22 protein-coding genes and 1 tRNA gene are annotated in these 21,356 nt (G+C 63.7%); 13 read left to right on the top strand and 10 right to left on the bottom strand.

What is annotated here, in order from left to right; genetic code table 11:
* The first annotated feature begins 4 nt into the window (after positions 1–4).
* Positions 5–649 carry an MBL fold metallo-hydrolase gene (locus tag ACLMAL_RS15480; protein ID WP_411999719.1) on the top strand — a complete coding sequence of 215 codons (645 nt, stop codon included), beginning with the start codon at positions 5–7 and terminating at the stop codon, positions 647–649.
* Between the two features lie 9 nt (positions 650–658).
* On the opposite strand, the gene ACLMAL_RS15485 is transcribed toward ACLMAL_RS15480, so the two are convergent.
* Positions 659–1,555, bottom strand: a complete 897-nt coding sequence (locus tag ACLMAL_RS15485; protein WP_411999684.1) for an NAD(P)-dependent oxidoreductase — start codon at positions 1,553–1,555, stop codon at positions 659–661.
* Positions 1,556–1,810: 255 nt separating this feature from the next.
* Between ACLMAL_RS15485 and ACLMAL_RS15490 the strand changes: the two genes are divergently transcribed.
* The 3 genes from ACLMAL_RS15490 (at position 1,811) to dnaG (ending at position 5,840) form a co-directional block, all read left to right on the top strand.
* Positions 1,811–2,488, top strand: a complete 678-nt coding sequence (locus ACLMAL_RS15490; RefSeq protein ID WP_411999720.1) for a YdcF family protein — start codon at positions 1,811–1,813, stop codon at positions 2,486–2,488.
* Positions 2,489–2,494: 6 nt separating this feature from the next.
* On the top strand, positions 2,495–3,772 hold the full coding sequence (locus tag ACLMAL_RS15495) for a deoxyguanosinetriphosphate triphosphohydrolase (RefSeq protein WP_411999685.1): 1,278 nt from the start codon (positions 2,495–2,497) through the stop codon (positions 3,770–3,772).
* Positions 3,773–3,917: 145 nt separating this feature from the next.
* Positions 3,918–5,840, top strand: coding sequence for a DNA primase (dnaG, locus tag ACLMAL_RS15500; protein ID WP_328410728.1), 1,923 nt, complete (start codon positions 3,918–3,920; stop codon positions 5,838–5,840).
* A 63-nt stretch (positions 5,841–5,903) separates the two neighbouring features.
* On the opposite strand, the gene ACLMAL_RS15505 is transcribed toward dnaG, so the two are convergent.
* Positions 5,904–6,149, bottom strand: coding sequence for a hypothetical protein (locus ACLMAL_RS15505; RefSeq protein WP_328410730.1), 246 nt, complete (start codon positions 6,147–6,149; stop codon positions 5,904–5,906).
* Between the two features lie 211 nt (positions 6,150–6,360).
* On the opposite strand from ACLMAL_RS15505, the gene ACLMAL_RS15510 reads away from it, so the two are divergent.
* Positions 6,361–6,433 (top strand) — tRNA-Asn (locus tag ACLMAL_RS15510).
* Between the two features lie 79 nt (positions 6,434–6,512).
* Here the strand turns inward: ACLMAL_RS15510 and ACLMAL_RS15515 are convergent.
* Both ACLMAL_RS15515 and ACLMAL_RS15520 read right to left on the bottom strand, forming a co-directional pair.
* Positions 6,513–7,727 (bottom strand): tyrosine-type recombinase/integrase, encoded by a 1,215-nt coding sequence (locus ACLMAL_RS15515; RefSeq protein ID WP_411999686.1) that lies wholly within the window; start codon positions 7,725–7,727, stop codon positions 6,513–6,515.
* 224 nt (positions 7,728–7,951) lie between these two features.
* Entirely contained in the window at positions 7,952–8,230 is a 279-nt protein-coding gene (locus tag ACLMAL_RS15520) for a helix-turn-helix domain-containing protein (RefSeq protein ID WP_411999687.1), read from the bottom strand.
* Positions 8,231–8,657: 427 nt separating this feature from the next.
* Between ACLMAL_RS15520 and ACLMAL_RS15525 the strand changes: the two genes are divergently transcribed.
* The 4 genes from ACLMAL_RS15525 to ACLMAL_RS15540 all read left to right on the top strand — a co-directional run bounded on the left by ACLMAL_RS15525 (position 8,658) and on the right by ACLMAL_RS15540 (position 13,578).
* Positions 8,658–8,951 carry a hypothetical protein gene (locus ACLMAL_RS15525; protein ID WP_411999688.1) on the top strand — a complete coding sequence of 98 codons (294 nt, stop codon included), beginning with the start codon at positions 8,658–8,660 and terminating at the stop codon, positions 8,949–8,951.
* Positions 8,952–9,164: 213 nt separating this feature from the next.
* Entirely contained in the window at positions 9,165–11,522 is a 2,358-nt protein-coding gene (locus ACLMAL_RS15530) for an ATP-binding protein (protein ID WP_411999689.1), read from the top strand.
* Positions 11,519–12,643 (top strand): aminotransferase class V-fold PLP-dependent enzyme, encoded by a 1,125-nt coding sequence (locus tag ACLMAL_RS15535; RefSeq protein WP_411999690.1) that lies wholly within the window; start codon positions 11,519–11,521, stop codon positions 12,641–12,643. Before ACLMAL_RS15530 ends, ACLMAL_RS15535 begins: the two co-directional genes overlap by 4 nt.
* The gene (locus ACLMAL_RS15540; protein WP_411999691.1) at positions 12,640–13,578 is read left to right on the top strand and encodes an aminoglycoside phosphotransferase family protein; all 939 of its coding nucleotides are present in this window, start codon (positions 12,640–12,642) and stop codon (positions 13,576–13,578) included. Before ACLMAL_RS15535 ends, ACLMAL_RS15540 begins: the two co-directional genes overlap by 4 nt.
* Before the next feature lie 735 nt (positions 13,579–14,313).
* Here the strand turns inward: ACLMAL_RS15540 and ACLMAL_RS15545 are convergent.
* Positions 14,314–14,511 (bottom strand): hypothetical protein, encoded by a 198-nt coding sequence (locus ACLMAL_RS15545; RefSeq protein WP_411999692.1) that lies wholly within the window; start codon positions 14,509–14,511, stop codon positions 14,314–14,316.
* 196 nt (positions 14,512–14,707) lie between these two features.
* Between ACLMAL_RS15545 and ACLMAL_RS15550 the strand changes: the two genes are divergently transcribed.
* Positions 14,708–15,166, top strand: a complete 459-nt coding sequence (locus tag ACLMAL_RS15550; RefSeq protein ID WP_411999693.1) for a hypothetical protein — start codon at positions 14,708–14,710, stop codon at positions 15,164–15,166.
* A gap of 45 nt (positions 15,167–15,211) precedes the next feature.
* Here ACLMAL_RS15550 and ACLMAL_RS15555 read toward each other — a convergent pair whose 3' ends face one another.
* Genes ACLMAL_RS15555 through ACLMAL_RS15565 form a run of 3 tightly spaced genes read right to left on the bottom strand, consistent with a single transcriptional unit; the run spans position 15,212 to position 16,276 of the window.
* Complete coding sequence (locus ACLMAL_RS15555) at positions 15,212–15,433, bottom strand: hypothetical protein (protein WP_411999694.1); 222 nt, start codon at positions 15,431–15,433, stop codon at positions 15,212–15,214.
* Positions 15,434–15,439: 6 nt separating this feature from the next.
* Positions 15,440–16,051, bottom strand: a complete 612-nt coding sequence (locus ACLMAL_RS15560; protein WP_411999695.1) for a hypothetical protein — start codon at positions 16,049–16,051, stop codon at positions 15,440–15,442.
* Between the two features lie 6 nt (positions 16,052–16,057).
* On the bottom strand, positions 16,058–16,276 hold the full coding sequence (locus ACLMAL_RS15565; protein WP_411999696.1) for a hypothetical protein: 219 nt from the start codon (positions 16,274–16,276) through the stop codon (positions 16,058–16,060).
* A 302-nt stretch (positions 16,277–16,578) separates the two neighbouring features.
* Between ACLMAL_RS15565 and ACLMAL_RS15570 the strand changes: the two genes are divergently transcribed.
* The gene (locus ACLMAL_RS15570) at positions 16,579–17,787 is read left to right on the top strand and encodes a helix-turn-helix domain-containing protein (RefSeq protein WP_411999697.1); all 1,209 of its coding nucleotides are present in this window, start codon (positions 16,579–16,581) and stop codon (positions 17,785–17,787) included.
* Positions 17,788–17,792: 5 nt separating this feature from the next.
* On the opposite strand, the gene ACLMAL_RS15575 is transcribed toward ACLMAL_RS15570, so the two are convergent.
* Positions 17,793–18,191, bottom strand: coding sequence for a hypothetical protein (locus tag ACLMAL_RS15575; protein ID WP_411999698.1), 399 nt, complete (start codon positions 18,189–18,191; stop codon positions 17,793–17,795).
* 305 nt (positions 18,192–18,496) lie between these two features.
* A complete protein-coding gene (locus tag ACLMAL_RS15580) occupies positions 18,497–20,443 on the bottom strand; it encodes a DNA/RNA helicase domain-containing protein (protein ID WP_411999699.1) in 1,947 nt (648 codons plus the stop codon).
* Between the two features lie 159 nt (positions 20,444–20,602).
* On the opposite strand from ACLMAL_RS15580, the gene ACLMAL_RS15585 reads away from it, so the two are divergent.
* Positions 20,603–20,965, top strand: a complete 363-nt coding sequence (locus ACLMAL_RS15585) for a nucleotide pyrophosphohydrolase (RefSeq protein WP_411999700.1) — start codon at positions 20,603–20,605, stop codon at positions 20,963–20,965.
* A 127-nt stretch (positions 20,966–21,092) separates the two neighbouring features.
* Positions 21,093–21,248, top strand: coding sequence for a hypothetical protein (locus ACLMAL_RS15590; RefSeq protein WP_411999701.1), 156 nt, complete (start codon positions 21,093–21,095; stop codon positions 21,246–21,248).
* Positions 21,249–21,356: the final 108 nt, after the last annotated feature.

The following is a 21,356-nucleotide window of genomic DNA, read 5'->3' on the forward strand; positions in this document are numbered from 1 at the left end:
CCATATGTCCCCGGGGTCGAATCCGCAGCAGCGCGATATTCCCGGTGGCCGAATCGTCAAAATGTCCGTCGGCGGCATGGACAACAACTGTTATCTCGTGCAGTGCACCGCCACCGGAGCCGCACTGCTCATCGACGCCGCCAACGAACCCGACCGCATCGAGGCGCTGATCACGCAGGAAACGCCCGGTCGAATAGCCCTGATCGTCACCACCCACCTGCACCGCGACCACTGGTGGGCGCTGAAGGACATCGCGGCCGCCACCGGCGCTCCCACAGCCGCCCACCGCCTCGACGCCGATGCCCTGCCGATTCGCCCCGACCGCTTGCTGGACGACGGCGACCTCATCGACATCGGCGACCTGAGTTTCGAAGCAATCCACCTCCGGGGCCACACTCCGGGCTCTGTTGCGCTGGCTCTCATCGACGACAGCGGTGTCGCGCACCTGTTCACTGGTGATTCGCTCTTTCCGGGTGGGGTAGGGAAGACGGCAGGACCGAAAGAATTCGCGTCGCTGTACGCGGACGTCACCCAGAAGATCTTCGACCGGTACCCGGACGACGCAATCGTCTATCCGGGTCACGGCGACGACACCACCCTCGGCGCCGAGCGTCCGCACCTGGCCGAGTGGCGCGAAAGAGGTTGGTAGCCGCCCTGTCTACGCGCGCGGCTTGCCTACCGGCGGCGGGTTGAGGCTTTCGAACATCCGCTCGGTGCTTTCGGCCCCATAGCCGTCGGCGACCTGGCGGTCGACGAGGTTCTTGAGCGGGCCGACGATGTCGAGGTCGACGCCCGCGTCGCGGCTGGCCGATACGATCGCGTCGATCGCGGCCTTGGTGAAGTCGAGCGATTGGAACACCGTGGTGTAGTCGCCGGTGTCGATCTGGGCCCCGGCCCGGGGTAGCGACGCGGTCATCGCCGCCAGCCACCCCGCGGACCGCTGCCCGAAGTCCGCCGCGGAGATTCCTACCGTCCGCACCATCGCCGCGCCGTGATGGAAGCCCGCGAACATGGCGTACATCCCGGCCAGCAGCGCGAAATCGACCACCGACGCGCTGCCCGCGTCGGTGCCGAAGTATTCGGCCGAGCCGAACAGCTCCCATACCTCGCGGTGATCGTCGAAGATTTGCTGCGATCCGCTGTAGAGGATCGAGGACCCCGGCTGTCCGATCATCGGGGGCGTGGCGATGATGCCACCGTCCAGATAGTCGATGCCGTGCCGCTGCGCCCATTCGGCGAGCTCGCGCGCGCCCTGCGGTTGGGTGCTCGTCAGGTTCACCAGCGACCGCCCGGCCAGCTGATCGGCCACCGCGTCCAGCACGTCGTGCACGGATTGATGGTCGAACAGGCAGGCGACGACGAGGTCGCCCGCCGCGACTGCCTCGGCGACGGTCGTCGCGCTCTTCGCCCCTGCCGCAACGAGTTCGGTATCTTTGCCCGGGCTGCGATTCCAGACCGTCGTCTGGTGTCCGCCTCGTACGAGGGCCGCGGCCAGCGCCTGGCCCATCGCGCCGAGCCCGAGCACCGTCACCGTTGTGCGCGGAGATTCCGCCATCCTGTCCACTCCTCAGTGTTGTCGAATCGCTCTGCCGTCCGTGGAGCCGGTTCGGTCGAGCGGAAGAACTTCGGTGTGGCGCGCCGGAACCAATTCTCTGCACATACCGTCGCAGCGGCAAGTACCTACTATTTGGTCTGGTACTTACCTATAGGTAGGTATCGGGTCGCGTGGAGCGATCGCGCCGTCGATATCCAGCGGTAACCCGAGGCGCATCGACACCGCAGGTGACCTGGCAAACTGGGTGGGGTGACCATGGCTCCCCAGCGCATCGCGATGGAACCCGGCAAGCAGCGTGGCTGTGGCGCCGGGCTACTGCGGTGGGCGCGACGGCTCGTTGTCGGCGCACTGCTCATGGGGTCGGTACTGGTGGGCGGGACTGCCTTTCGGGTGTGGCAGGTCGCCCGCATCGACGATTACGCGAAGGCCGACGCGATCGTGGTGCTCGGGGCCGCGCAGTACTCCGGAACACCCTCGACGGTGTTCGAGGCGCGGCTGGACCGGGCCTACAACCTGTTCAAGGCCGGTGTCGCGCCCCGCGTGATCACCGTCGGCGGCAAGCAGGATGGTGATCTGTACACCGAGGCAGCGTCGGGCAAGAACTATCTGGAGGCCAGGGGGATACCGGCCGACAACATCCTCGCGGTGGAGACCGGATCGGACACCTTGCGCAGTATCGAAGCGGTCGCGTCCGAAATGGACGCCCGTGAGCTGTCCGCCGCGGTGCTGGTCAGCGATCCGTGGCATTCGCTGCGCACCCGAACCATGGCGCGCGACGCCGGTTTGAAGGCATGGACCGCCCCGACCCGCACCGGACCTGCGGTATACACCAGGGAATCGCAAGCCCACGGCATCCTGCGCGAGACCGGCGCATTGCTCTGGTACCAGCTCACCCATTTCTCGGCGGACTTCAAATACACAGCAGGGCAGTGAAATTCGATGAGCGACGGCTACACCGAGCACGACAGGGAGCGCCTGGTCGTCGAGGGAACCAAAACGGCCGGACTCGGTCCGCCGCGCAGCGAATTCGAAACCGGGCACCGCACCGAATTCGCGCGTGACCGTGCCAGAGTGCTGCATTCCGCGGCACTGCGAAGACTCGCCGACAAAACCCAGGTCATGGGTCCACGCGACGGCGACACCCCACGCACGCGGCTGACCCACTCGATCGAAGTCGCCCAGATCGGCCGCAGTATCGCCGACGGCCTCGGCTGTGACCCCGACCTCGTCGACCTGGCCGGCCTTGCGCACGACATCGGCCACCCGCCCTACGGTCACAACGGCGAGCAGGCACTCGACACCTTCGCTGACGCCTACGGCGGATTCGAGGGCAATGCCCAGAACCTACGCATCCTCACCCGGCTGGAACCCAAGGTGCTCGATGCCGACGGCGTCAGCGCAGGCCTCAACCTGACCCGCGCCGCCCTCGACGCCGCCATCAAATATCCATGGGAGAGACCGGGACCCAGTACCAAGTTCGGTGCCTACGACATCGACGCCGATCGCCTCGAATGGGTCCGTAAGGGTGCGCCCGATCGCACCAAGAGTCTCGAATGCCAGATCATGGACTGGTCCGACGACGTCGCCTACTCGGTGCACGACGTCGAAGACGGCGTCATCGCAGGCCGGATCGAACTGCTCGCCCTCGCTGACCCGACCGAGCAGGCAGCGCTTGCCCGCCTCGGCCACGCCCAGCACCCCGCGTCGTCGGTGGAGGAACTCGTCGCCGCCGCCCAACGGCTGTCGGAGTTGCCGGTCGTCGCCGCCGTTACCGACTACGACGGCACCCTCACCAGCTCGGTGGCGCTGAAGCGTTTGACCAGCGAGCTGGTCGGCCGCTTCGCCACCGCGGCCATCATCGCGACCCGCGAGGTCGCAGGCACGGACCCGCTGTCCCGCTACGCCGCCGACCTGGAAATCCCGCGCATCGTCGCTGCCGAAGTGGCGATGCTCAAAACCATCGCCCTGCGCTACGTCATGTCCGACCCCGACCACAAACAACGCCAAGCGGCCCAGCGCGACCTCATCCTCGACGTCGCCACCCGCCTCCTGGCCGCCGCCCCCACCCACCTCGACCCACTCCTGCTGCCCTGGTGGGAAGCCGCCGCCGACGACACCGCCCGAGTCCGCGTCATCGTCGACCAGATCGCGTCCTATACCGAGAGCAGGCTGGAGCGGGTCGCGGTGATGTTGTCGGCGTCTGGCAGATCACACTGACCGGGACCCGACGCAGACGCCCATCCGCATGCTGCGCAGGGGGCAGCGTCGATCTTCATCGCGCCGAGTGTGTCGACTTCGCCGACCGAATATGGCATGACCAGCCGCTGAGCGCGTCGAGGCCGGACTGGCCTAGACTCGCTCCGTGGCCGGACGACTTCCAGATCGCGATATCGCGGCGATACGTGAACGCGTTCGGATCGAGGATGTCGTGGGGGAGTACGTCGCGCTGAAGCGAGCGGGCGCGGACTCCGCGAAGGGGTTGTGCCCGTTCCATGACGAGAAGTCGCCGTCGTTCCATGTGCGGCCCAACCACGGGCTTTTCCACTGTTTCGGCTGCGGCGAGGGCGGCGACGTCTTCGCGTTCCTGCAGAAGATCGAGCACATCGGCTTCGTCGAAGCGGTCGAGCAGATGGCCGACCGGATCGGCTACCAGATCAACTACGAGGGTGGCGGTACCTCGGTGCAGCGTGATCGCGGCACCCGCTCCCGTTTGGTCGCTGCCAACGCGGCCGCGCACGAGTTCTACATGGCCAAGCTGCGCGAGCCCGAGGCCGAGACGGCCCGCAAATACCTCACCGACCGCAACTTCGACGCCAATGCCGCCCAGCAGTTCGGCTGCGGATACGCGCCCGCTGGCTGGGATGTGCTCACCAAGCATCTGCTCCGCAAGGGCTTCGACTTCAAGGAGCTCGAGGCCGCCGGGCTGTCGCGCCAGGGGCAGCGCGGCCCGATCGACCGCTTCCATCGGCGGTTGCTGTGGCCGATCCGCAATCTCGGCGGCGACGTCATCGGTTTCGGCGCGCGCAAACTCTTCGACGACGACACCATGCCCGGCAAATACATCAACACGCCGGAAACGTTGCTGTACAAGAAGTCTCAGGTGCTCTTCGGTCTCGACCTGGCCAAGCGTGAGATCGCCAAGGGTCACCAGGCCGTCGTGGTCGAGGGCTACACCGACGTGATGGCCATGCACCTTGCCGGCGTGAAGACCGCCGTCGCCTCCTGCGGCACCGCCTTCGGCGACGAGCACCTCGCGCTGCTGCGCCGCCTGCTGATGGACGACAACTTCTGGCGCGGCGAGATCATCTACACCTTCGACGGCGATGCGGCAGGCCAGGCCGCGGCGCTGAAAGCCTTTGCGGGCGACCAGAAAATCGCCGGACAGACCTACATCGCCATCGCACCCGACGGCCAGGATCCGTGCGAGTTGCGGCAGCACTCCGGCGACGGCGCCGTCCGCGATCTGGTGGCCCGGCGAACCCCGCTGTACGAGTTCGTGGTGCGCGGCCTGCTCGCCGAGCACAACCTCGACACCGCCGAGGGGCAGGTGGAGTCGTTGCGGCGCGCGGTGCCGGTGGTCGCGCAGATCAAGGACAACGCACTGCGCAAGGCATATGCGACGAAGCTGGCGGGCTGGGTCGGCTGGGACGATATCCAGACCGTTGTGCGCCGAGTGGGCGAGGAAGCCAAGCGGAACCGAAATGGTGAGGGCCGCACCGGAATACCGAGCCGCGCTGCCGCGCAATCGAGCGCCACCGTCGCCGAGCACCCCGCCGCGCGCCCGAACCCGAACGATCCCACCTTGCTGCCGCAGCGTCAGACGCTCGGCGCGGCCCTGCAATATCCCGCGATGGCCGGTGCCGTCTTCGACTCGCTCGAACCCGAAGCCTTCACCCACCCCGCCTACGCGGCGGTGCGCGCGCTGATCGCCAAGGCAGGCGGCACGGCGGCCGGGCTGGGCGGTGCGGAATGGGTGAACGCGGTCTGTGACGGCACCGACGACCTGACCATGCGTGCCCTGGTGTCCGAGCTGTCGGGTGAACCACTGCCGGTGAAGACCGCCAATGGCATCCCCCGATTCATCGCGGGTGTGCTGGCGCGCACCCAGGAGGCGTGGGTCGGTCGTCAGACCGCCGAGCTGAAATCGAAACTGCAGCGGGTGTCCTCGACCGAGGAACCGGAGGCGTACATGGCGCTGTTCGGCGACCTCGTCGCGCTGGAGCAGTACCGCAAGAGCCTGCTGGAGCAGGCCATGGGCAACCACGACGACTTCGTGCCGAGCTGAGCGGGGTAGCCGACCGCGTCCTTGCCTCGGTCGGCCCGCCCGTTTACACCTTGCCCGACTTGCTCAGCGCCGCAACTGATCCTGCGGAACCAGAATGGTCGTCCGCTCATCGAGCGGCACCATCGGCTCCAGTTGCGGCCGGGTGCTCAACTTGTCCGACAGCTTCTGCCTGCCGACGAGCACGAGCTTGCGAGTCACCGGACTTTCGGTCACAGCGCGGGTCGCCGCACTGATCTGCTCGTAGCGAACCCGCCCGGCCTTGGTGCCGAGCACATAGCCGGCCGCGACGCCGATGATCAACCGCAGCATCTCCTGGAGCTCCTCCCAATAGCCTGTCCGCGCCCACCTATCCTGCCCGACGCCCCATCCGCCTGTCGATCCGGATAGCCCGCACCCCACGACCCGCCCGGACACGCTGAACTGGACGCATGTCCGCAGGTAGTGACACGATTTGGGAAGCCGCGCGGCAATACGCTAAAGTTTCTCCTCGGCGCGCCCGACACGGACGAGCCAAGGATAGTCCCCTATAGCTCAATTGGCAGAGCAGCCGACTGTTAATCGGCAGGTTTCTGGTTCGAGTCCAGATGGGGGAGCTTTGACCAGGGCGAACGTTACCGTTCGACCCTGGTTTTAGTCGTTTTTGGGGTAGAACGACACGGAAACGACACGCTTTCAGCCTGCGAGGTGGCCCAAGGCCGCGGTGAAGTCGGGTGCTTCGGTGGGTTGGTCGATGTAGTGGCGTTTGGTGACGGAGTCGTTGGCGTGGCCGAGTTGCCGGGCTGCGGCCTGGGGGCCGTACTGGTCGGCGATGAGGGATGCGACGGTCTTGCGGAAGGTCTTGGGGGTGACCCAGGCGAACTGCTCGCCGCGGGCTTGGCGCCACAGGCGGTTGAAGTTGTGGGGATCCCAGATGCCGCCGTCGCGGTTGGGGAAGACGAGGTCCAGGTCGTTGTCGACTGCTTCGGCCTTGACTCGGCGGAGGGTGTCGATGACGAATTGGGGGAGGACGACTGTCCGGTAGCCGGAGTCGGTCTTGGTCCATTCTTGGCGAATCAAGCCTTTGCCTTTGATGCGGATGATGGTGCCGGAGAAGGTGATCCGTGCCGGTTTGCTGTCGAGGTCGATATCGCACCAGCGCAGGGCGAGTGCTTCGCCGGGGCGTGGACCGGTTCCGAGTTCGACGTCGGCGACGTCCAAGACTCGAGCATTGCGTTTGGGACCGTATGTGTAGGCGGGTGCGCCGTCGAGTTGCTTACCGTCCACCCACCCCTGAAGCTGGGTTCGCAGCTCCGCGAGGGTCTCGAGATCGGCCGCACGCGGTTTCTGACGCTTGTGGGGAAGGTCTGCGACCTCACGGACCGGATTACGGTCGATGGCGTCGTGGCGCACGGCCATGCTCATCATCTCCGACAGAATGACCCGCTGCCGCCGCGCCTTCTCCCGGTGTCCGTTGAGAACAATCCGCTTCAAGTGCGCATCGATGCGGGAGGTGGTGGCCTCCCACACCCGCAGGCCGCCGAGCGCTGATTTGATCTTGACGGTCCCTTTGCTCGCCCTGCAATCGATGGAAACCTCGATCTCCATTCGGTACAGGTCCAGCGTCTGCTCGGTAATGCCTTCTTGGAGAACTTTTTCCGCCAGCCACAGGTCGGCCAGATCGGTGAGCTTCGTGTCCCGGGTGATCAGTCGGCCCCGGGCTCCGGTGCGCTGGGTGAGCGATTCCCGCAGGGTGTCTTCGGCCCGGCCCTTGGTGGTTCCGAACTTGTGCACGGTGCGGGTGATGCCATCGTCGTCTCGGTAGCGCGTAGTTGCACGCCAGCTTCCGTTCGGCTGCCGCTTGGAGGTGATCCGGCCGTAGGTGCCGAGCGGAAGCGATTGTCTGGGCAACAGTTGTCCTTCCTGTGGGTGGTCGCTGGGCTGCGGTATGACCGCGATCGGACCGGATGGTCCTTAGGACGCGAGGAGTTTGCGAAGAATGGTGAACCATCGAGCGCGGGATCGAGCCTGCCGATGTTTGATAGCTGAACCAACGCACAAACTGCTACATCCCAGCGGCGCAGGACAAGCCCCGATTGATTGCTGAAAATTAGCTGAATGACTGCTGGCTGTACTCAGTGGTCCTGCTGACGGCCTCGTTCTTGCTTCGTTGGTGGTCGACGTCGAGGGTGTTGTGCCCGATCGGTCGGCTCATCGGCCTGGGGCCGCCCAGTCTTGTCGAGTTGGTCCTGCTCCCATTCGAGTAGGTCGCTCAACCGATACCTTCGGTATCGCCCGATCCGTGCGTATCTGGGGCCGCGCCCGGCGGAGGCCCAGACCGCGAGCGTCTTCGTGGGAATCTTGAGGCGTGCGGCCAATTCGTCTGTGCTCAGCCACACGTCATCGGGGTTCATCCGAGCCCCTGGAGGACATCGATTCTGTCGCGCAGTCCTACATCTGGCCGGATCGGATGAGTCTGCTGCAGAGATGAATTCGATCGTCGGCTACGCCCTGCGTAGTGGTTGTTATTCTCGCGCAAAGAGATTGCCGCGCGACGGAGGGGCGAATACATGCGTAACTCATTTCTGAGCCTGTCCGCGATTCTCCCCACTCCATGAAACACCAAATTCCACATCTGCACCAGGGCATCGAAAGGCCCCGCAGGTTCGAATCTGTGATCCGCTCTCATGAAAGACCAAGTCATCGGCATCGACCTAGCTTCGCGGCAAAGTGCTGTCGTCGATGGCACGGCAAGCCATCTGGTGCGGCCATCCTGACGACGGTCTGCATCACAGAGGTCGAGGAGCTGCACGTCCAGATCGACCGCATGCTGGTTCCCGCATGAGCAAGGCTGTCGAGACTGACTGGCTGACGATCGTGCGGTCGGCTGGTGCCAAAGTTGGACTGGATGTCGATCAAGCCGATCCCATTCAGGTCAGTGAAAATGCCATCTACCGGCTGCTGGGATGCGTTGTTGCCAGGGTGAGTCGACCCGGCCAACTGGCCGCAGCGCGGCGGGAAGTGAACGTCGCTCGGTGGCCGGAGGCAGTCGGGGTCTCAGCTGTGCAGGTTGTCCCGAATGTTGACCAGCCAGTGGACATCGGTGGCCGGGCGGTCACCTTCTGGCGCGAGTGAGATCGGTTTCCAGTCATGTCCGCGACATGACTGCATCGACCCGTTCGCGCTACCCGCATTTCTTCTACCGCGTCGCTCCAATCCTGCAGCACCCCAACATCTCCCGATGCCACGGCGAACGAACCTCTATGATTCGTGACTGGAACCACGTGTGTAGCGCGAGGATCGTCAGGAGGGGATGTTGTGCCGGGGACAGGTGCTCAAGCGCCGCTGGTGGACAGAATCGACGAGTTGGCGATGCTGTTGGAGGCCGTCGATCGCTCGGTCGAGTGTCGAGAGGCGCAGGTTGTCGTTCTTCGTGGTGAGGCCGGGGTCGGCAAGACGAGCCTGCTGACCACTTTCGCTCACGAGGCGGCCCACCGGCACAGTTCTGTCCACTTACTCACTGGATACGGGCAGGCGATGCTGAACTCGCTGGCCTCGGACTCGTTCCAGGCTGTGCGGGAGTGCTTGCGATCGTTGGCCGCATCGGCGCAAAGATCGGGATCCCCTTCCCGGTGGCAGCGAATCACGCAGTCGTTCAAGCAGAACGCACCGGATTGGATCGAGTCGGTACCCGTCGTCGGGCAAGTGCTGGCAGCCGGTGTCCGAACCGGGCAGTCCTACGCGGCCAGCGGCGGCGACCGCCCGGAGATCGACAGTCGACTCGACCAGTTGCTTCGGCTCATCGAGGACATCGTCAGTGACACACCGCTGGTGATGGTGCTCGATGACTTGCACTGGGCCGACACCGCCACCATCGACCTCCTTACGGCCATCGCGTTGCGGGTGCAGGGTCCGCTGGTCCTCGTCCTCGCGTACCGATCCGATCAATTGAAGTCCGCCGACCAAACACATCCGTTGCAGCGGACAGTCTTCAAATTGTGCAGGTATCGTCCGGAGACACCGGTCATCGATCTGCTTCGTCTTTCGCCGCAGGACACTGAGGAGTTGGTGCGCCGCACTGTCGTCGGACCCAGCGCCCCACCGAGTGTGGTATCGCGGATCGTCCGGTTGAGCGCTGGCAACCCCTTGTTCGCTGAGTCCTTGGCTCGAGTCGATCGACACCGCGCCCACTACCCGCCGAGACAGATCACGGCAGTAATCGAAGACCGACTGTCCTACTTGAGCTCTGACGATCAGCGGTTGCTCGAAACCGCTGCCTTGATCGGTTACAGCTTCGAGGTCGACTATCTGGCTCAGCTCACTCGGCTCGACATCGACGATCTGTACGAGCGGCTCCACGTCCTCTTCGACGAACACGACCTCGTTCGTCCCGCTGAGCAGCGAAATCAATACGACCGCTACCGCATCCATCACCCGCTCTTCGCGCAGGTGCTGCGGGAACGCGGCGCCGCCAATGGCCCCCGCTGGCGTCGTCACCACGCCAAACTGCTCCAGATCATCGAGGCAGAACAGCACTGGGACGATGAGCTGTTCGTGCGGGCGACAGCGGTGGCTGTCGAAGCATCCAACGGGCCAAAAGCAGGGGCGCTCGCGCTGCAAGCCGCCCGCCGCCAATTCGCGCTCGGCGCGGTCTCGAAAGCCCGCGACCTCGCGCGCATCGCGGTTGACAACACTCCACATTTCGACGCGTTTGCTCTCTTGGCCGAATGCCTTTCCGCCGGAGGCGACCACGTTGCCGGAGTCGATGCGTGCGTGGCGGGACTCGAGCTGGCTGAGTCGGCGGCGGTAGCGCTCGCCGAGGTGGCGCGTGTTCGACTGCTGTGGGCGCGCAACCTTCGCATGACCTGCCGATGGATACAGGCAGTAGAGGTGCTCGACCAGCTGGCGATCGACTTCCCGGAACCTGGGCGAGTGTTGGCAGAGACGCTGAATCTCTATGCGGAGGTCGCGCTGTGCGGGCCTGTCCAGGATTTCGATCGGTGTGTCGATCTGTGCGACCAAGTAGCGGCGATGTCTACCGAACCCGAAGTGCAGTCCCGAGCCTTCGGCCACCGGGGGCTCGCACACTTGGCTGCCGGCCAGCCGATGGAGGCCGAGCAGTGGCTGCAAAAGGCGATCGACGTCGCCCACGCGGCCGGACACCCCTACGCTGAATACGAGGCAGTCCATTGGCTCAGCAAGAAGACGATGGCGTGCATGGAGGTCGAACGCTCCGCTCAGCTCCTCGCTCAGCTACGGGAGATGTCTCAGACCTCCGGAGTGGCCAGCGAGAATCCGCCACACGTCCGCGACCTCAGCCGGGTGCTCGGCTTACGAGGCGAATTTCCCAACGCCGCAAACGCTTTCGCGGTGTTCACCGATATCAGCCAAACGTCGGCCGCTGGGCGGGTTTCGACTACTTTGGCCTGCCAGCTGTCGGAAATCGAGTGGCTGTGGGGTCCGGTCGCGGCGGCTGAGTTCCTCGAAGAGGTGCTGCGCGCGGCGAATGAAGACTTCTTGCTCGTCGACTCGCGCGAGCTCCTGCGCGGACTGGTCGAACGGCTCGGTGCCCGCCCGACGGGATGGGACCCCGTCGCCTTCGCGGTCGCCGAATTGGGAGTGCCCCTCGATCACGCGGAGGCTGCCGATGCGATCTTCCGGTTCGACGTGCCCAGCCTGGCACACTTGCGGGCCGGGCTGCCGTGAAACCCGCAGCGGTCGAGGACTTCGCGCTGCGCTCTGAACTTATCCAGTTCAATCACGCGTCCTATGGACTGAGCTCACGGCGAGTCATCGCTGAAGGAGAACGGCTTCGTCGTCAGATCGAATCCGACCCGACCCTGCACCTCGGTTCGGAGCTGACCCGCCGTCTCGCCGCGCAGACGATATCGGTAGCCGAAATGCTCGGTGTGGACAGCACTCGATTGACGCTGTGCACTAACGCTACTTCGGCCGCCGCAGCGATTGTCGCGTCAGTTCCACTCAACGCGGACAGCACAGTGGTCGTGCTCGATGTCGAGTACTCGTCGATCCGCCGTGCATGGGAAATTGCGTGTGCCAAAGCCGGGGCACGCCTGGTGTCCGTGGCCGTGCCGGTGCCATTCGAATCGGCTGCTGCGCTGCTGGCTGTCCTCGACGACCAGGTCCCCGGCTTGGTCGACTACTTGCAGATCAGCGCGATTACATCGTCGACCGCGTTTCGAATGCCCGCACCGGCGCTCGGCGCGTGGGTTGAGCAGCGCGGCGGCCGACTGATAGTCGACGCTGCGCACGTGCCGGGGCACATTCCTCTGCTCCCCGAACTATGGGGTGCGGCCGCCGTATTCGGAACCCTCCACAAGTGGTTTCCGACCTTACGTCCCGTCGGCCTTCTGTGGCTCACGCCAGAGCTCGACATCCGGCCGGCGGAAGTATCGCTGACGTGGGACTCCCCGGACCTCGTCGAGCGATTCTCCTGGCCAGGAACATTCGATCCGGTCCCTCGCCTGTGCACGGAGACCGCAGTCGCGCAGTGGCTCGAATGGCAAGACGCCGGGCTACTCGACGACTGCGAGCAGTTGGCAGACACCGCCGACCAGGCAATGGTCGACATTGGCGCCCGACGCACGGCCACAACGGAATTCAGGCCGCCTCGCCTTCGTTCGTTCATACTCGACGGAGTGACAGCACCCCAGGTTAAGGATGCGCTGCGGGTCGCCGGGATCCGGGCGTGGGTCGGCCACGGTGCGGGCGGCGAATGCCTGCTGCGGCTCGCGACGCACATCTACAACGACGAGAACGATGTCGATCGTGTCACCAACCGAATCCAGGAGGTGCTGTCTCGATGAACGTCCCGACAATCCCCGAACGGCTGGAAGCGGCCATCATCTTTCTCCGCGGCGAGGACGACGGCCGCGCCTGGCTCGGTACGCTCCCAGCCCAACTCTCCCGGTATGCCGAGCAATGGGGCCTGGACCTGGAAAGCATCGCGGACAACGGCGCGATGTCGTGTTGCGCGTACTGCACTGAAGTCGACACAGGTCGAGCTGCTGTGCTGAAGATCCCCGTCGACTTGGAAGCCGGCAACACCGAGACGCAGATGATCGACCGCTGGGCAGTCGGCAACGCCGCACCATCGGTTCTACGCCGAGATGCCGACACCGGCGTCTTCCTGATGACCCGCATCATCCCCGGAACCGTGGCGTGGCCGGGCGGCGATCCTGCTGAATCCACGAGCTTCGCCACACTGCTCAGCCGCCTCAACTCACCGGACCTGCCGGAACCACCTGCCCTGAAGGACATCGCCGACGTAGTCCAAATGCGAATGGGCTGGGCCAGAGAGCGTTTCGATGACCCCCGGTACGCGGAAGCGATCCAGCGGATCGACGGCAACCGACATCTCGCCGACGCACAAGCAGTACTCGACAAACTCCTGATCACCACTGAAAGCCGTCACGTACTCCATGCGGATCTGCAGGCCAAGAACATTTTGCAAGGTCAAGACCTGTGGTACACGATCGACCCGTTGGGTGCAGTCGGCGATGTCAACGCCGAGGCAGCGCTGTGGGTAGCGATCCAGGACGGACCTCGAACAATTGATGAACGGCTCGATGATCTGGCTACGCACCCTTTGCTGACGCCGAACCGGATGCGGGCATGGACCTATGTTCTCGCGGTCGCAGAGTACCGGCCGTATCTCCCCGCCTCGGGGGAGCGAATTTTGCACTTCGTCGATGCCATGGATTGTGGAATCGTCGACTCGATTGGATGGGATTGCCCATAAGCCACACCGCATGGCTTCGCCTCGGCTCGCCATCGGGCATCACCTCACGGATAGCGGCGTGCACCGCGAACACGTCAGCTGAACGCGCATCAGCACGCGGGCAGTCCCGACTTGGCTCGGTTCGCTCCACCGGACGTATGAGACGGCCCTCGGTGGGCGCTTTAGACCGTGTCTCACGTCGTTGTCATTCGCTCGATGTGGTGCGCTCGATGGCCATAGTCCCGGCGCATGCTTGCAGAACCATGTCGTTGGAAGGCAGTGGCGTCCTGATGACCGCCTCGCGAAGGTTCGCTGACCTGGTTGATGATTGGGGGCAATCTGTAAGTCGTTGGGGCTGTGCATATTTGATCAGAAATTTGTCGTCAAAGGTCATACGCTGCTCCGTTCAGGACTGCCTTAACGCAGTCCATGCTCGAATGTTGTTGGCTTGGGATTGATTTCCGTTCCAATGGGCTGGGAGCCGTGACGAAGATGCACGCGGAGCCTGTCCACGAGAACCTGTCCTAGCTCGCGGATCTGCTGCGGTGTCGACGCATCGTTCGCAGGGTGATGTGGCGGTCGCCATCGGCCGAGGTTCTGGGGGTGGGGCGGCTGCGGCGTTGATGTGTATCTGACATGAGGTGGGACCGGCTTCAGATGTGAGGGGCAAGCGCGCGCAAGCGGAAGGGAGCGCATCGCGCGGGCAACCCCGTGCGGCGGAAGCGATGAAGATGCACGGCGGAAGTGGGGCGAACCTCAGGTATCGCTTGCTTGCACCAGGAACGCCGCGACCTGGAGGTGTACGAAGCAGTCGTCCGGCCGGTGCGTTGCGTGGATGCGCTGCAGCTCCACTGCCCGCGCGACGGTCAGCTCGATGAGATGGACATGACACCAGCGCTCCGCCAACGTGCCGTCCGCCGCGACGAACTCCTTGCGTTGTGGTTGATCTGGCATCGTCACTGCTCTGTGTGGCTGGCGGCGGTGTCACTGCCGTTAGCCGCGGTAGGGGGTTGCCCGTGCACATCTTCGGTGCCATCCAGTCGCAGCGTCTGGGCGGCAGAGCATCGGTGGCTTTGTCTGGCAGCCGAACTCCTCCAGCCCTGACATCGGTGACCAGCTGGTCGAATGCCTTGATGTGGCAGGACAGCATGTGTGCATCACGTTCGCCGTGCTCGGGATCGTTTCGGCGCAGGGTGTAGAGCAGGTATTTCCAGGCCAGCCAATGCACCATTTCCCCGTACGACGAGGGACCGAGCGGAGCGACGGGCTGGACCGCGATCTTCTTCGTGTGTCCTTCGGCTTCGTGGTCGATCAGGAAGGTCAGGATGGACAGTTGTTCGTGGACGACATCGGGAACATCCCGGCGATGGTCGTAGATCACGCGCAGGATGCCGATGTACTGGTGGGCGCAGCGCAGCATCACCGTCGTCGGTTCTTCTGCCCCGGCGAAGACCCGCAGGAAGGGTCCGGCATCGGGCAGCGGATGATCGGGTTGGGCCTCGACGGGTGGCGGCGAAAAGGAGGCTGGCGTGCTCGGGAAGGTGCCCAACGCGAGGTGACCCGACGGCTGGCGGTCCAGTGGCATGAGGAAGTGGCCCTTCAGATTTGAGTGTGGATGGTCCGCGCGGCGGTTGCGCAGGATGGGTGAGAAACATCAGTCCCACAGCGCCGCACATGGCAGCGGTGGTAGGTCGGCAGCTACGTCGTTATCGACTGTGACGGTGAACTCTGGAAAGCTCTTGGCCAGTTCGGCGGCGACGTCGGCGGCTTGCTCGGCCGAGGCAGCGAAATCCAGGTTCAGCGCACCGGATTCGATGTGAATGTGGCGGATGCGACGCGGTGGAAGTGGTGCTCGGACGGGTCGAAGCGGTGCCATCACTGATCACCGCCTCAGCACGAGTTGCTGGCCGGATTCGATCGCGGCTACCAGGCAGTCGTAGCCCTCGCACAGCTGTGCCAACCGGGTTGCCTCGGGCGGCTCCTCATCGGTCGCAACGGCGGCGAGCACCAATCCCCAGAGATCGGCCATCCGAGCAACCAACGCCCCGATGCTTTCGGTCTGCACGACCATGACCCGAGTGCCCTCCGGCACGCCGGTGATCGGGACTGGTGGCGGGGCCGAGGGCGGTGCGATTGCCTGCTGTTGTTGGCGGTCGTCGACTGTATCGTCGATTACGGCGATCAGGGTCTCGATCGCCTCGCGCGCCGAAACTAGGTCCGAGGAAGCCTGTTTCAGTTCTTGATGGCCGATCTGCTTGCCGGTCAGGGTGAGCAGCGCCTGTCGATATTGTTGCTGGCAGGCCACCAGATTGACTGCCGCGTGGACGATGTAGCTGTCCTGCAGTGGCCGTAGCCCAGCGAAGAACGCCAGCAATACCTCACTCGACGGCAACGCCGTCACCGGTGCCCATGTCGGGGGCGTCTCACTTGGAGTGTCGTCTGTGGCGTTCGGGGGACGATGCTGCCGTGCGTCGTTCTCATGCGTGCTGGTCACGGCCGATCACCGCGGCTTACTTGTGGACAGCACTATCTGGCCGGCTTCGACCAGCGTGTCGAGCGCGGATGCTTTCCGCGGGCAGTTCTTGGCCCGGCAGGCGACATGGATCTGAACGACATCGTGGGCTTGGGCTGGAGTGAACGGCACCATCGGTACGGCGTGCGCCGCAGCGTCGCACAGGGCGATGAGTTGGTACATGGCAAGGGAATTGGCGGTAGACATCGTTTTTGGCATCTCCTGGTTGGGCGGGCTCGATCGGAGGTTCCCGGCACCGGGGGCGTTTCGCCACCGGCCTGCCACTCTGGCGGGTCGGTGCGCCGGACGAGGGGTTCGGCGTCGGCCCGGTGCCGGGTACCAGGGCTGACCGTAGGGCCGCAAAACCGGCTATTTCCCGCCCAAATAGGGAGCCGTTTTAAAACATGCGGAAATCGGTATAAAGTCGGTACGGGCATGAAAACGCTTGACAGTCAATCCCGATCCGCGATTTACCATGAACGCAACATGATGTAGCGGGGAGCCCGACGATGCACATGACGACCGGTGAGACGATCCGACGGGTACGCAAGTCCATCGGTATGACACAGGCGGAACTGGGCGCTCTCCTGCACTTCACGCAGCCCGCTGTTTCGCAACTAGAGCATGACGGCCCGGCCGTTTATGATGTGCGCGTTCTGCGCCGTGTGGCGAAAGCTCTGCAGGTGCCGCTCGCCATACTGGCGGTGGAGTCGGATGAGGAGGCGGAGGTGAACCGACGCCAATTTTTCAAATCGGGGGCGGTCGGAGTCGGTACTGCCACAGCGGCCGACAGGCGGCCGAACCCTCCGGCGGTTTCCGCGGGAGTCAGGGTCGGCCAAACGGACGTCGAGCGAATCACCAAGAGTGTCAGCCAGATCCACGAGCTGCAGCTGATAGCTGGTGGTGACCGGTTGTGTGAGGTCGCCGCCAACGAAGTGCGATACGTCGAACAGTTGCTGGATCTGGGTAGCTACAGCGACGAGGTTGGCAAAGTCCTGACCGGCGCTGGTGCCGAGATGATGACTGCTGCAGGCTGGGTCCACTACGACGCCGGTCGCTGGGGTGAGGCCAGACGCTACTATGCCGATGCCGCTCAGGCCGCCACGGCCGCGGGTGATGGCACCGCTGCTGCTCACGCTTGGATCAATGCCTGCCTGCTGTCATACCGGGAGGGGTCGCGGCCCAAAGAAGGGGTCCAGTTGGCTGAAGCCGCGCAGCTCGCAGCCAGGAAGCAAGGCGGCCCGAAACTGCGGGCGCTGGCAGCCATCCGCGAGGCCGAAGCGCACAGCGCGATTGGCGATCGCACCGCGATGGAGTCAGCAGTGAGCCGGGCGCACCGCGCGTACGACTCGACCAGGGGACAAGATCCTGCGTATCTGGCGCATCTGCCCGAAGCGCAGCTCAGTGGTTTGACCGGACTGGCCTTCATGCGCCTCGGTAATCACCAGTCGGCAACGACCTATCTGCAGGCGGCCATCGATGGCACTGCGGTCTATCCCCGTGAACGTACTGCTTGGCAGATCCGTTTGGCGCAGAACTTCATTCGGGCCGCAGACGTTGCCGAAGGCTGTGTCGTGTTGACCGATAACTTTGAGGACATCGCCAAGGTTGCGTCGACCCGCCTTCAAAGAACACTTCACGAGATCGCTGATGATCTGCGACCGTGTTCATCGGTTCCTGAGGCCAGGGACTTCCTTGGGATGTGGACGGCCCACTGATACTGCTAGTCCCTCTCGCGAAGATATCCAGCAACTCGCTTATTCAACAGTGCATATCTTTGTCTCGTGCTCTCGTACGACAGGCAGAACTCGCGGGTTGATGCGAAGCCTTTCATTCTCGGTTCCGGCTTAGAAAACTGTGTCGCATCCGGGAACTGCTGCCGGGTGAGGTCTACGATGCCGCCATCGACGAGATTGAAATAGTGCGAGACTGTTTCACCGCTGGGCAGGGTGGCAGTCGTATTGAGAATCTCGCCACCGAGGTAGTCCTGGACCACACACGCGGTGACAGCGCACTGCCCCTTTGCGCGGTTGGCTTCCGTCCAGCCCGAGGCTGCACTTGTATCCACTGACCACGACTGCTCCAGCGCAGTTCTGAGGGCCTCAATGGCGACCGTGCCCATGCTCGGAGAGTACCAAGCGGCTGGTGGCGCTCTGCGAAAGCCCTGATGGACGCGGAGCAGAATCTTGGTGATCCGAGTGCTGAATCCCGATATCGAGCACGCGGTGCCGTACCGACAGAGTGTCGGCGCAAATCTGACGCTCCACGACACCCTGAAGATCGCTGGTGGGCTGGATATCGACGCCCGTGTGGGTGGGTGGTTTGCTGGTGTCGGTGGGGGGATGACCGGTCGGATACGGGGCTCGTTTCGAGGCAGTTCCTGGTTGCTCCAGCATGGGATGCGGTCAGGCTTCGAGCGGTGGTCGGCTATATGAGGGAATCGGTCAGACCAGAGATGAATTCCTGGGTCGCCGGGTCGACAGCGTAGATGACCACCCCTTGCATCCCGCGGGTCAGCAAAACCTTGTACGTGTTGCGAATGAGGATGTCGAAATCCTCATCGAAGAGCTTCTTGCTTCTGAGCTGCTTGTCCTTGTTGGCATCCCGTCGCACCACCAGGTGCCCGTCCTCTGCGACGATCTCGGGTCCGAGAATGACACCTGCCCAGTCGAACTCGAATCCCTGTGCGGTGTAGATGCAACCGACCTGTTCGAAACCGCGTGGGTCATGCGCCCACAGCCAACTCGGAGGGGGGTCATCCGGCCCGCCGATCGTGTCCTTATATTTGTTCCACGGTTTGGACCAGTCGCCGATCTTGATGTCGGGCACCAGCGTCCCGTCGATATCCGGTTCGGGAGTCCACTCCCAGCAGTAGCCAGCGGTGATCCTCGCAGTGACCGTTGGAGTGATTTTCGAGCGGAGGAATTCTTCCATCTGCCGTGGTGAGCTTGCGACGCGGACTATGAAATGGTCGTCGTCTTTCCATCGCATCGGTCCAAACGCCCTCAGGTCGAGCAGGTTCAGTACCCACTCGTCGTAGGCTGCACTGCCACCGCAGCGGAATTGACCGTCGAGGTTGATCTGAAAGACCGGCAGCCCTGCTCGGGCGGCATGGTCTCTGATGTGGTCGATAGTACCGACTTCGTTCGGCCGGACCACTTGGTTCTCATCGAGCAGGAAAACCGGAACCTTTGCGGCCTCTATCAGTTCATCGACCTGCGGGCGCTTCGTCCGGAGCGTGCTCTGGGTGAATCGGTCGGTCGAAATCCGTCGGAGGCGGTGAGCTTCGTCGCAGATCACCACATCCAACCACTCCGTTTGCATAGTGGTCAGGCTCTTGTAGTAGGTGATCTGCTTTTCCAGGTCGGGTTCCTGCTTGCCGTAGATTCTCCGCATGGTTTTGGTGATGGCTTCCGACCCTGTCGCGTACCGCACCCGACGACCCTCCGCACGGAGGCGTTGAAGTAGCGACAGCGCGATGATGCTCTTACCGCTGCCAGGGCCGCCGGTCACGAGCACGACGGTCTTGAGCTTGCTTCTGTGTGAGAGGCTGATTCGGCTCATCACCGCCTCGAAGGCGAGTTTTTGGTTGTCCACCAGCCACTCTCCAGCTGTGTGAAGATCTGCCGTTGTCGAATTCAGCAGCGTCGCTCTTCGGCGGACCGCGCTGGTGAGCAATCGATCTGCGGCGGAGCTGCCAGAGGTGGGTGCGAGCTGAGTGCGTAGATACTCGATGAACTCGTCGCGCTGGTCGTCGGTGAACAAGCGTCCGAATTGATCGGGACGGAGGTGGAACAGTGGCTCGACGGACTCCTTTTTGGCGTTGTGCAAGAAGGCCACACCGTGCAGTGCCTCGGGGCGGTCATGGAGTACGGCGAAGTCTCTTTGGAGGTACCTGCAGTAGCCCCGCACCTGGTCGACTGGGTGAAGGTGATCGCCCCGCGTATACAGTGACCACGCGATCAGATCGCTGTCCCAACCCAGCTCAGCATGGCTCCATTGCTTCAGCTCGACCACAACGTAGTTGTCGTCGCCAGTCTTCGGATGGACGCCGGCAAGGACGACGTCGGCGCGTTGGCTCGAGCCCGGAAGGGAGCACTCGATCAGCATGGCGACCTCGCGCAGTTTGGCTTTGATCAAGAGATTGGCAAGTGTGGGAAGACTGGCCCCCCATGAACGACGCTCCCCTGGATTGCCTTTCTTGCCTGCTCCTTCGGCGATAGCCGTCACGAGCTCATCTCGGCGCGCCAAGGCTACGACTTCTGGAGCTGTCGAGCGAAACGACCGAAGCGTCACAGTACCCCCACCATTCGAAACCTGTTGTAGTGCCGCAATATCCGAGACGCGTTCGCTCGGCGGACCCGTGTTGATCATCGGAATGCTAGCGCGTCGTGCGCGATTGCTAGGCGAACCCGTCCAGATCGGGGTTACCTCGTCCAGCTCCCGTCGCCGCGATGGATTCCTGCTGATCGTTGATCGAAGATTCGTGCCTGTGGCGTAGATCGGCTGGGCATTACCTGCTAGAACCAACCCATGGCGATCGACAGGCTCCAGCGCATGGTTGCGGAGTTCGCGGCGGAGCGAGCGTGGGAACGTTTCCATACCCCCAAGAACCTCGTCATGGCGCTGACCGGGGAGGTCGGTGAGCTGTCCGAGCTCTTCCAATGGCTCACCGCCGAGCAGAGCCAGGCGCTCATCGGCGACCCGACGCGGCGCACTCCCGTCGAGGAGGAGGTCGCCGACGTTTTCATCTATCTGCTGCGACTTGCTGATGTCCTGCAGATCGATCTCGTTGCCGCAGTTGAAGCGAAGTTACGGAAGAACGCCGAACGCTATCCGATCCCACAGGCTTACGGCCGAGCAGTCAAATACACGGAACTCGGCAGCGAGGATTAGGTTGTTCAGCGCTGGTAGTGAGGTCTTCCGGATGCGGTCAGGTGAAGCCATGACCACAGGGCCTGGACAACCCGCTCCAACCCAGGTCGAGTCCGCCCAGAGGACTTAGTGAACGGGAGCCTGATCGGTGGAACGCTTCGATCTGATCTCCGTGGACGGCATCCGGCTGGACGCCGCTGTTCACCAGGCCGCGAGCGATCCGGCTCTCGGAGTGCTGCTGGTACACGGCATCACGGTGGACAAGGATGAGGGCGGAGGGATGTTGGGACTGCTGCACGGATAGGTGACAACCGAGTTGGCTTGCCCCTCGGGCAGGCTGAAAGGATGTCATCGTGCCCAAGCCCTATCCCCGCGAGTTCCGCGACGATGTCGTGCGCGTCGCCCGCAACCG

This window comes from Nocardia sp. CWNU-33, assembly GCF_046764895.1.
Classification (GTDB): domain Bacteria; phylum Actinomycetota; class Actinomycetes; order Mycobacteriales; family Mycobacteriaceae; genus Nocardia.

Coding starts and splice junctions, on each gene's coding strand:
- ACLMAL_RS15505 (WP_328410730.1), bottom strand. CDS start 6,149: ATGCTGCGGTTGATCATCGGCGTCGCGGCCGGCTATGTGCTCGGCACC.
- ACLMAL_RS15580 (WP_411999699.1), bottom strand. CDS start 20,443: ATGATCAACACGGGTCCGCCGAGCGAACGCGTCTCGGATATTGCGGCA.
- ACLMAL_RS15525 (WP_411999688.1), top strand. CDS start 8,658: ATGAGCAAGGCTGTCGAGACTGACTGGCTGACGATCGTGCGGTCGGCT.
- ACLMAL_RS15520 (WP_411999687.1), bottom strand. CDS start 8,230: ATGAACCCCGATGACGTGTGGCTGAGCACAGACGAATTGGCCGCACGC.
- ACLMAL_RS15565 (WP_411999696.1), bottom strand. CDS start 16,276: ATGTCTACCGCCAATTCCCTTGCCATGTACCAACTCATCGCCCTGTGC.
- ACLMAL_RS15575 (WP_411999698.1), bottom strand. CDS start 18,191: ATGGGCACGGTCGCCATTGAGGCCCTCAGAACTGCGCTGGAGCAGTCG.
- ACLMAL_RS15480 (WP_411999719.1), top strand. CDS start 5: ATGTCCCCGGGGTCGAATCCGCAGCAGCGCGATATTCCCGGTGGCCGA.
- ACLMAL_RS15495 (WP_411999685.1), top strand. CDS start 2,495: ATGAGCGACGGCTACACCGAGCACGACAGGGAGCGCCTGGTCGTCGAG.
- ACLMAL_RS15485 (WP_411999684.1), bottom strand. CDS start 1,555: ATGGCGGAATCTCCGCGCACAACGGTGACGGTGCTCGGGCTCGGCGCG.
- ACLMAL_RS15490 (WP_411999720.1), top strand. CDS start 1,811: ATGGCTCCCCAGCGCATCGCGATGGAACCCGGCAAGCAGCGTGGCTGT.
- ACLMAL_RS15545 (WP_411999692.1), bottom strand. CDS start 14,511: ATGCCAGATCAACCACAACGCAAGGAGTTCGTCGCGGCGGACGGCACG.
- ACLMAL_RS15585 (WP_411999700.1), top strand. CDS start 20,603: ATGGCGATCGACAGGCTCCAGCGCATGGTTGCGGAGTTCGCGGCGGAG.
- ACLMAL_RS15570 (WP_411999697.1), top strand. CDS start 16,579: ATGCACATGACGACCGGTGAGACGATCCGACGGGTACGCAAGTCCATC.
- ACLMAL_RS15540 (WP_411999691.1), top strand. CDS start 12,640: ATGAACGTCCCGACAATCCCCGAACGGCTGGAAGCGGCCATCATCTTT.
- ACLMAL_RS15555 (WP_411999694.1), bottom strand. CDS start 15,433: ATGGCACCGCTTCGACCCGTCCGAGCACCACTTCCACCGCGTCGCATC.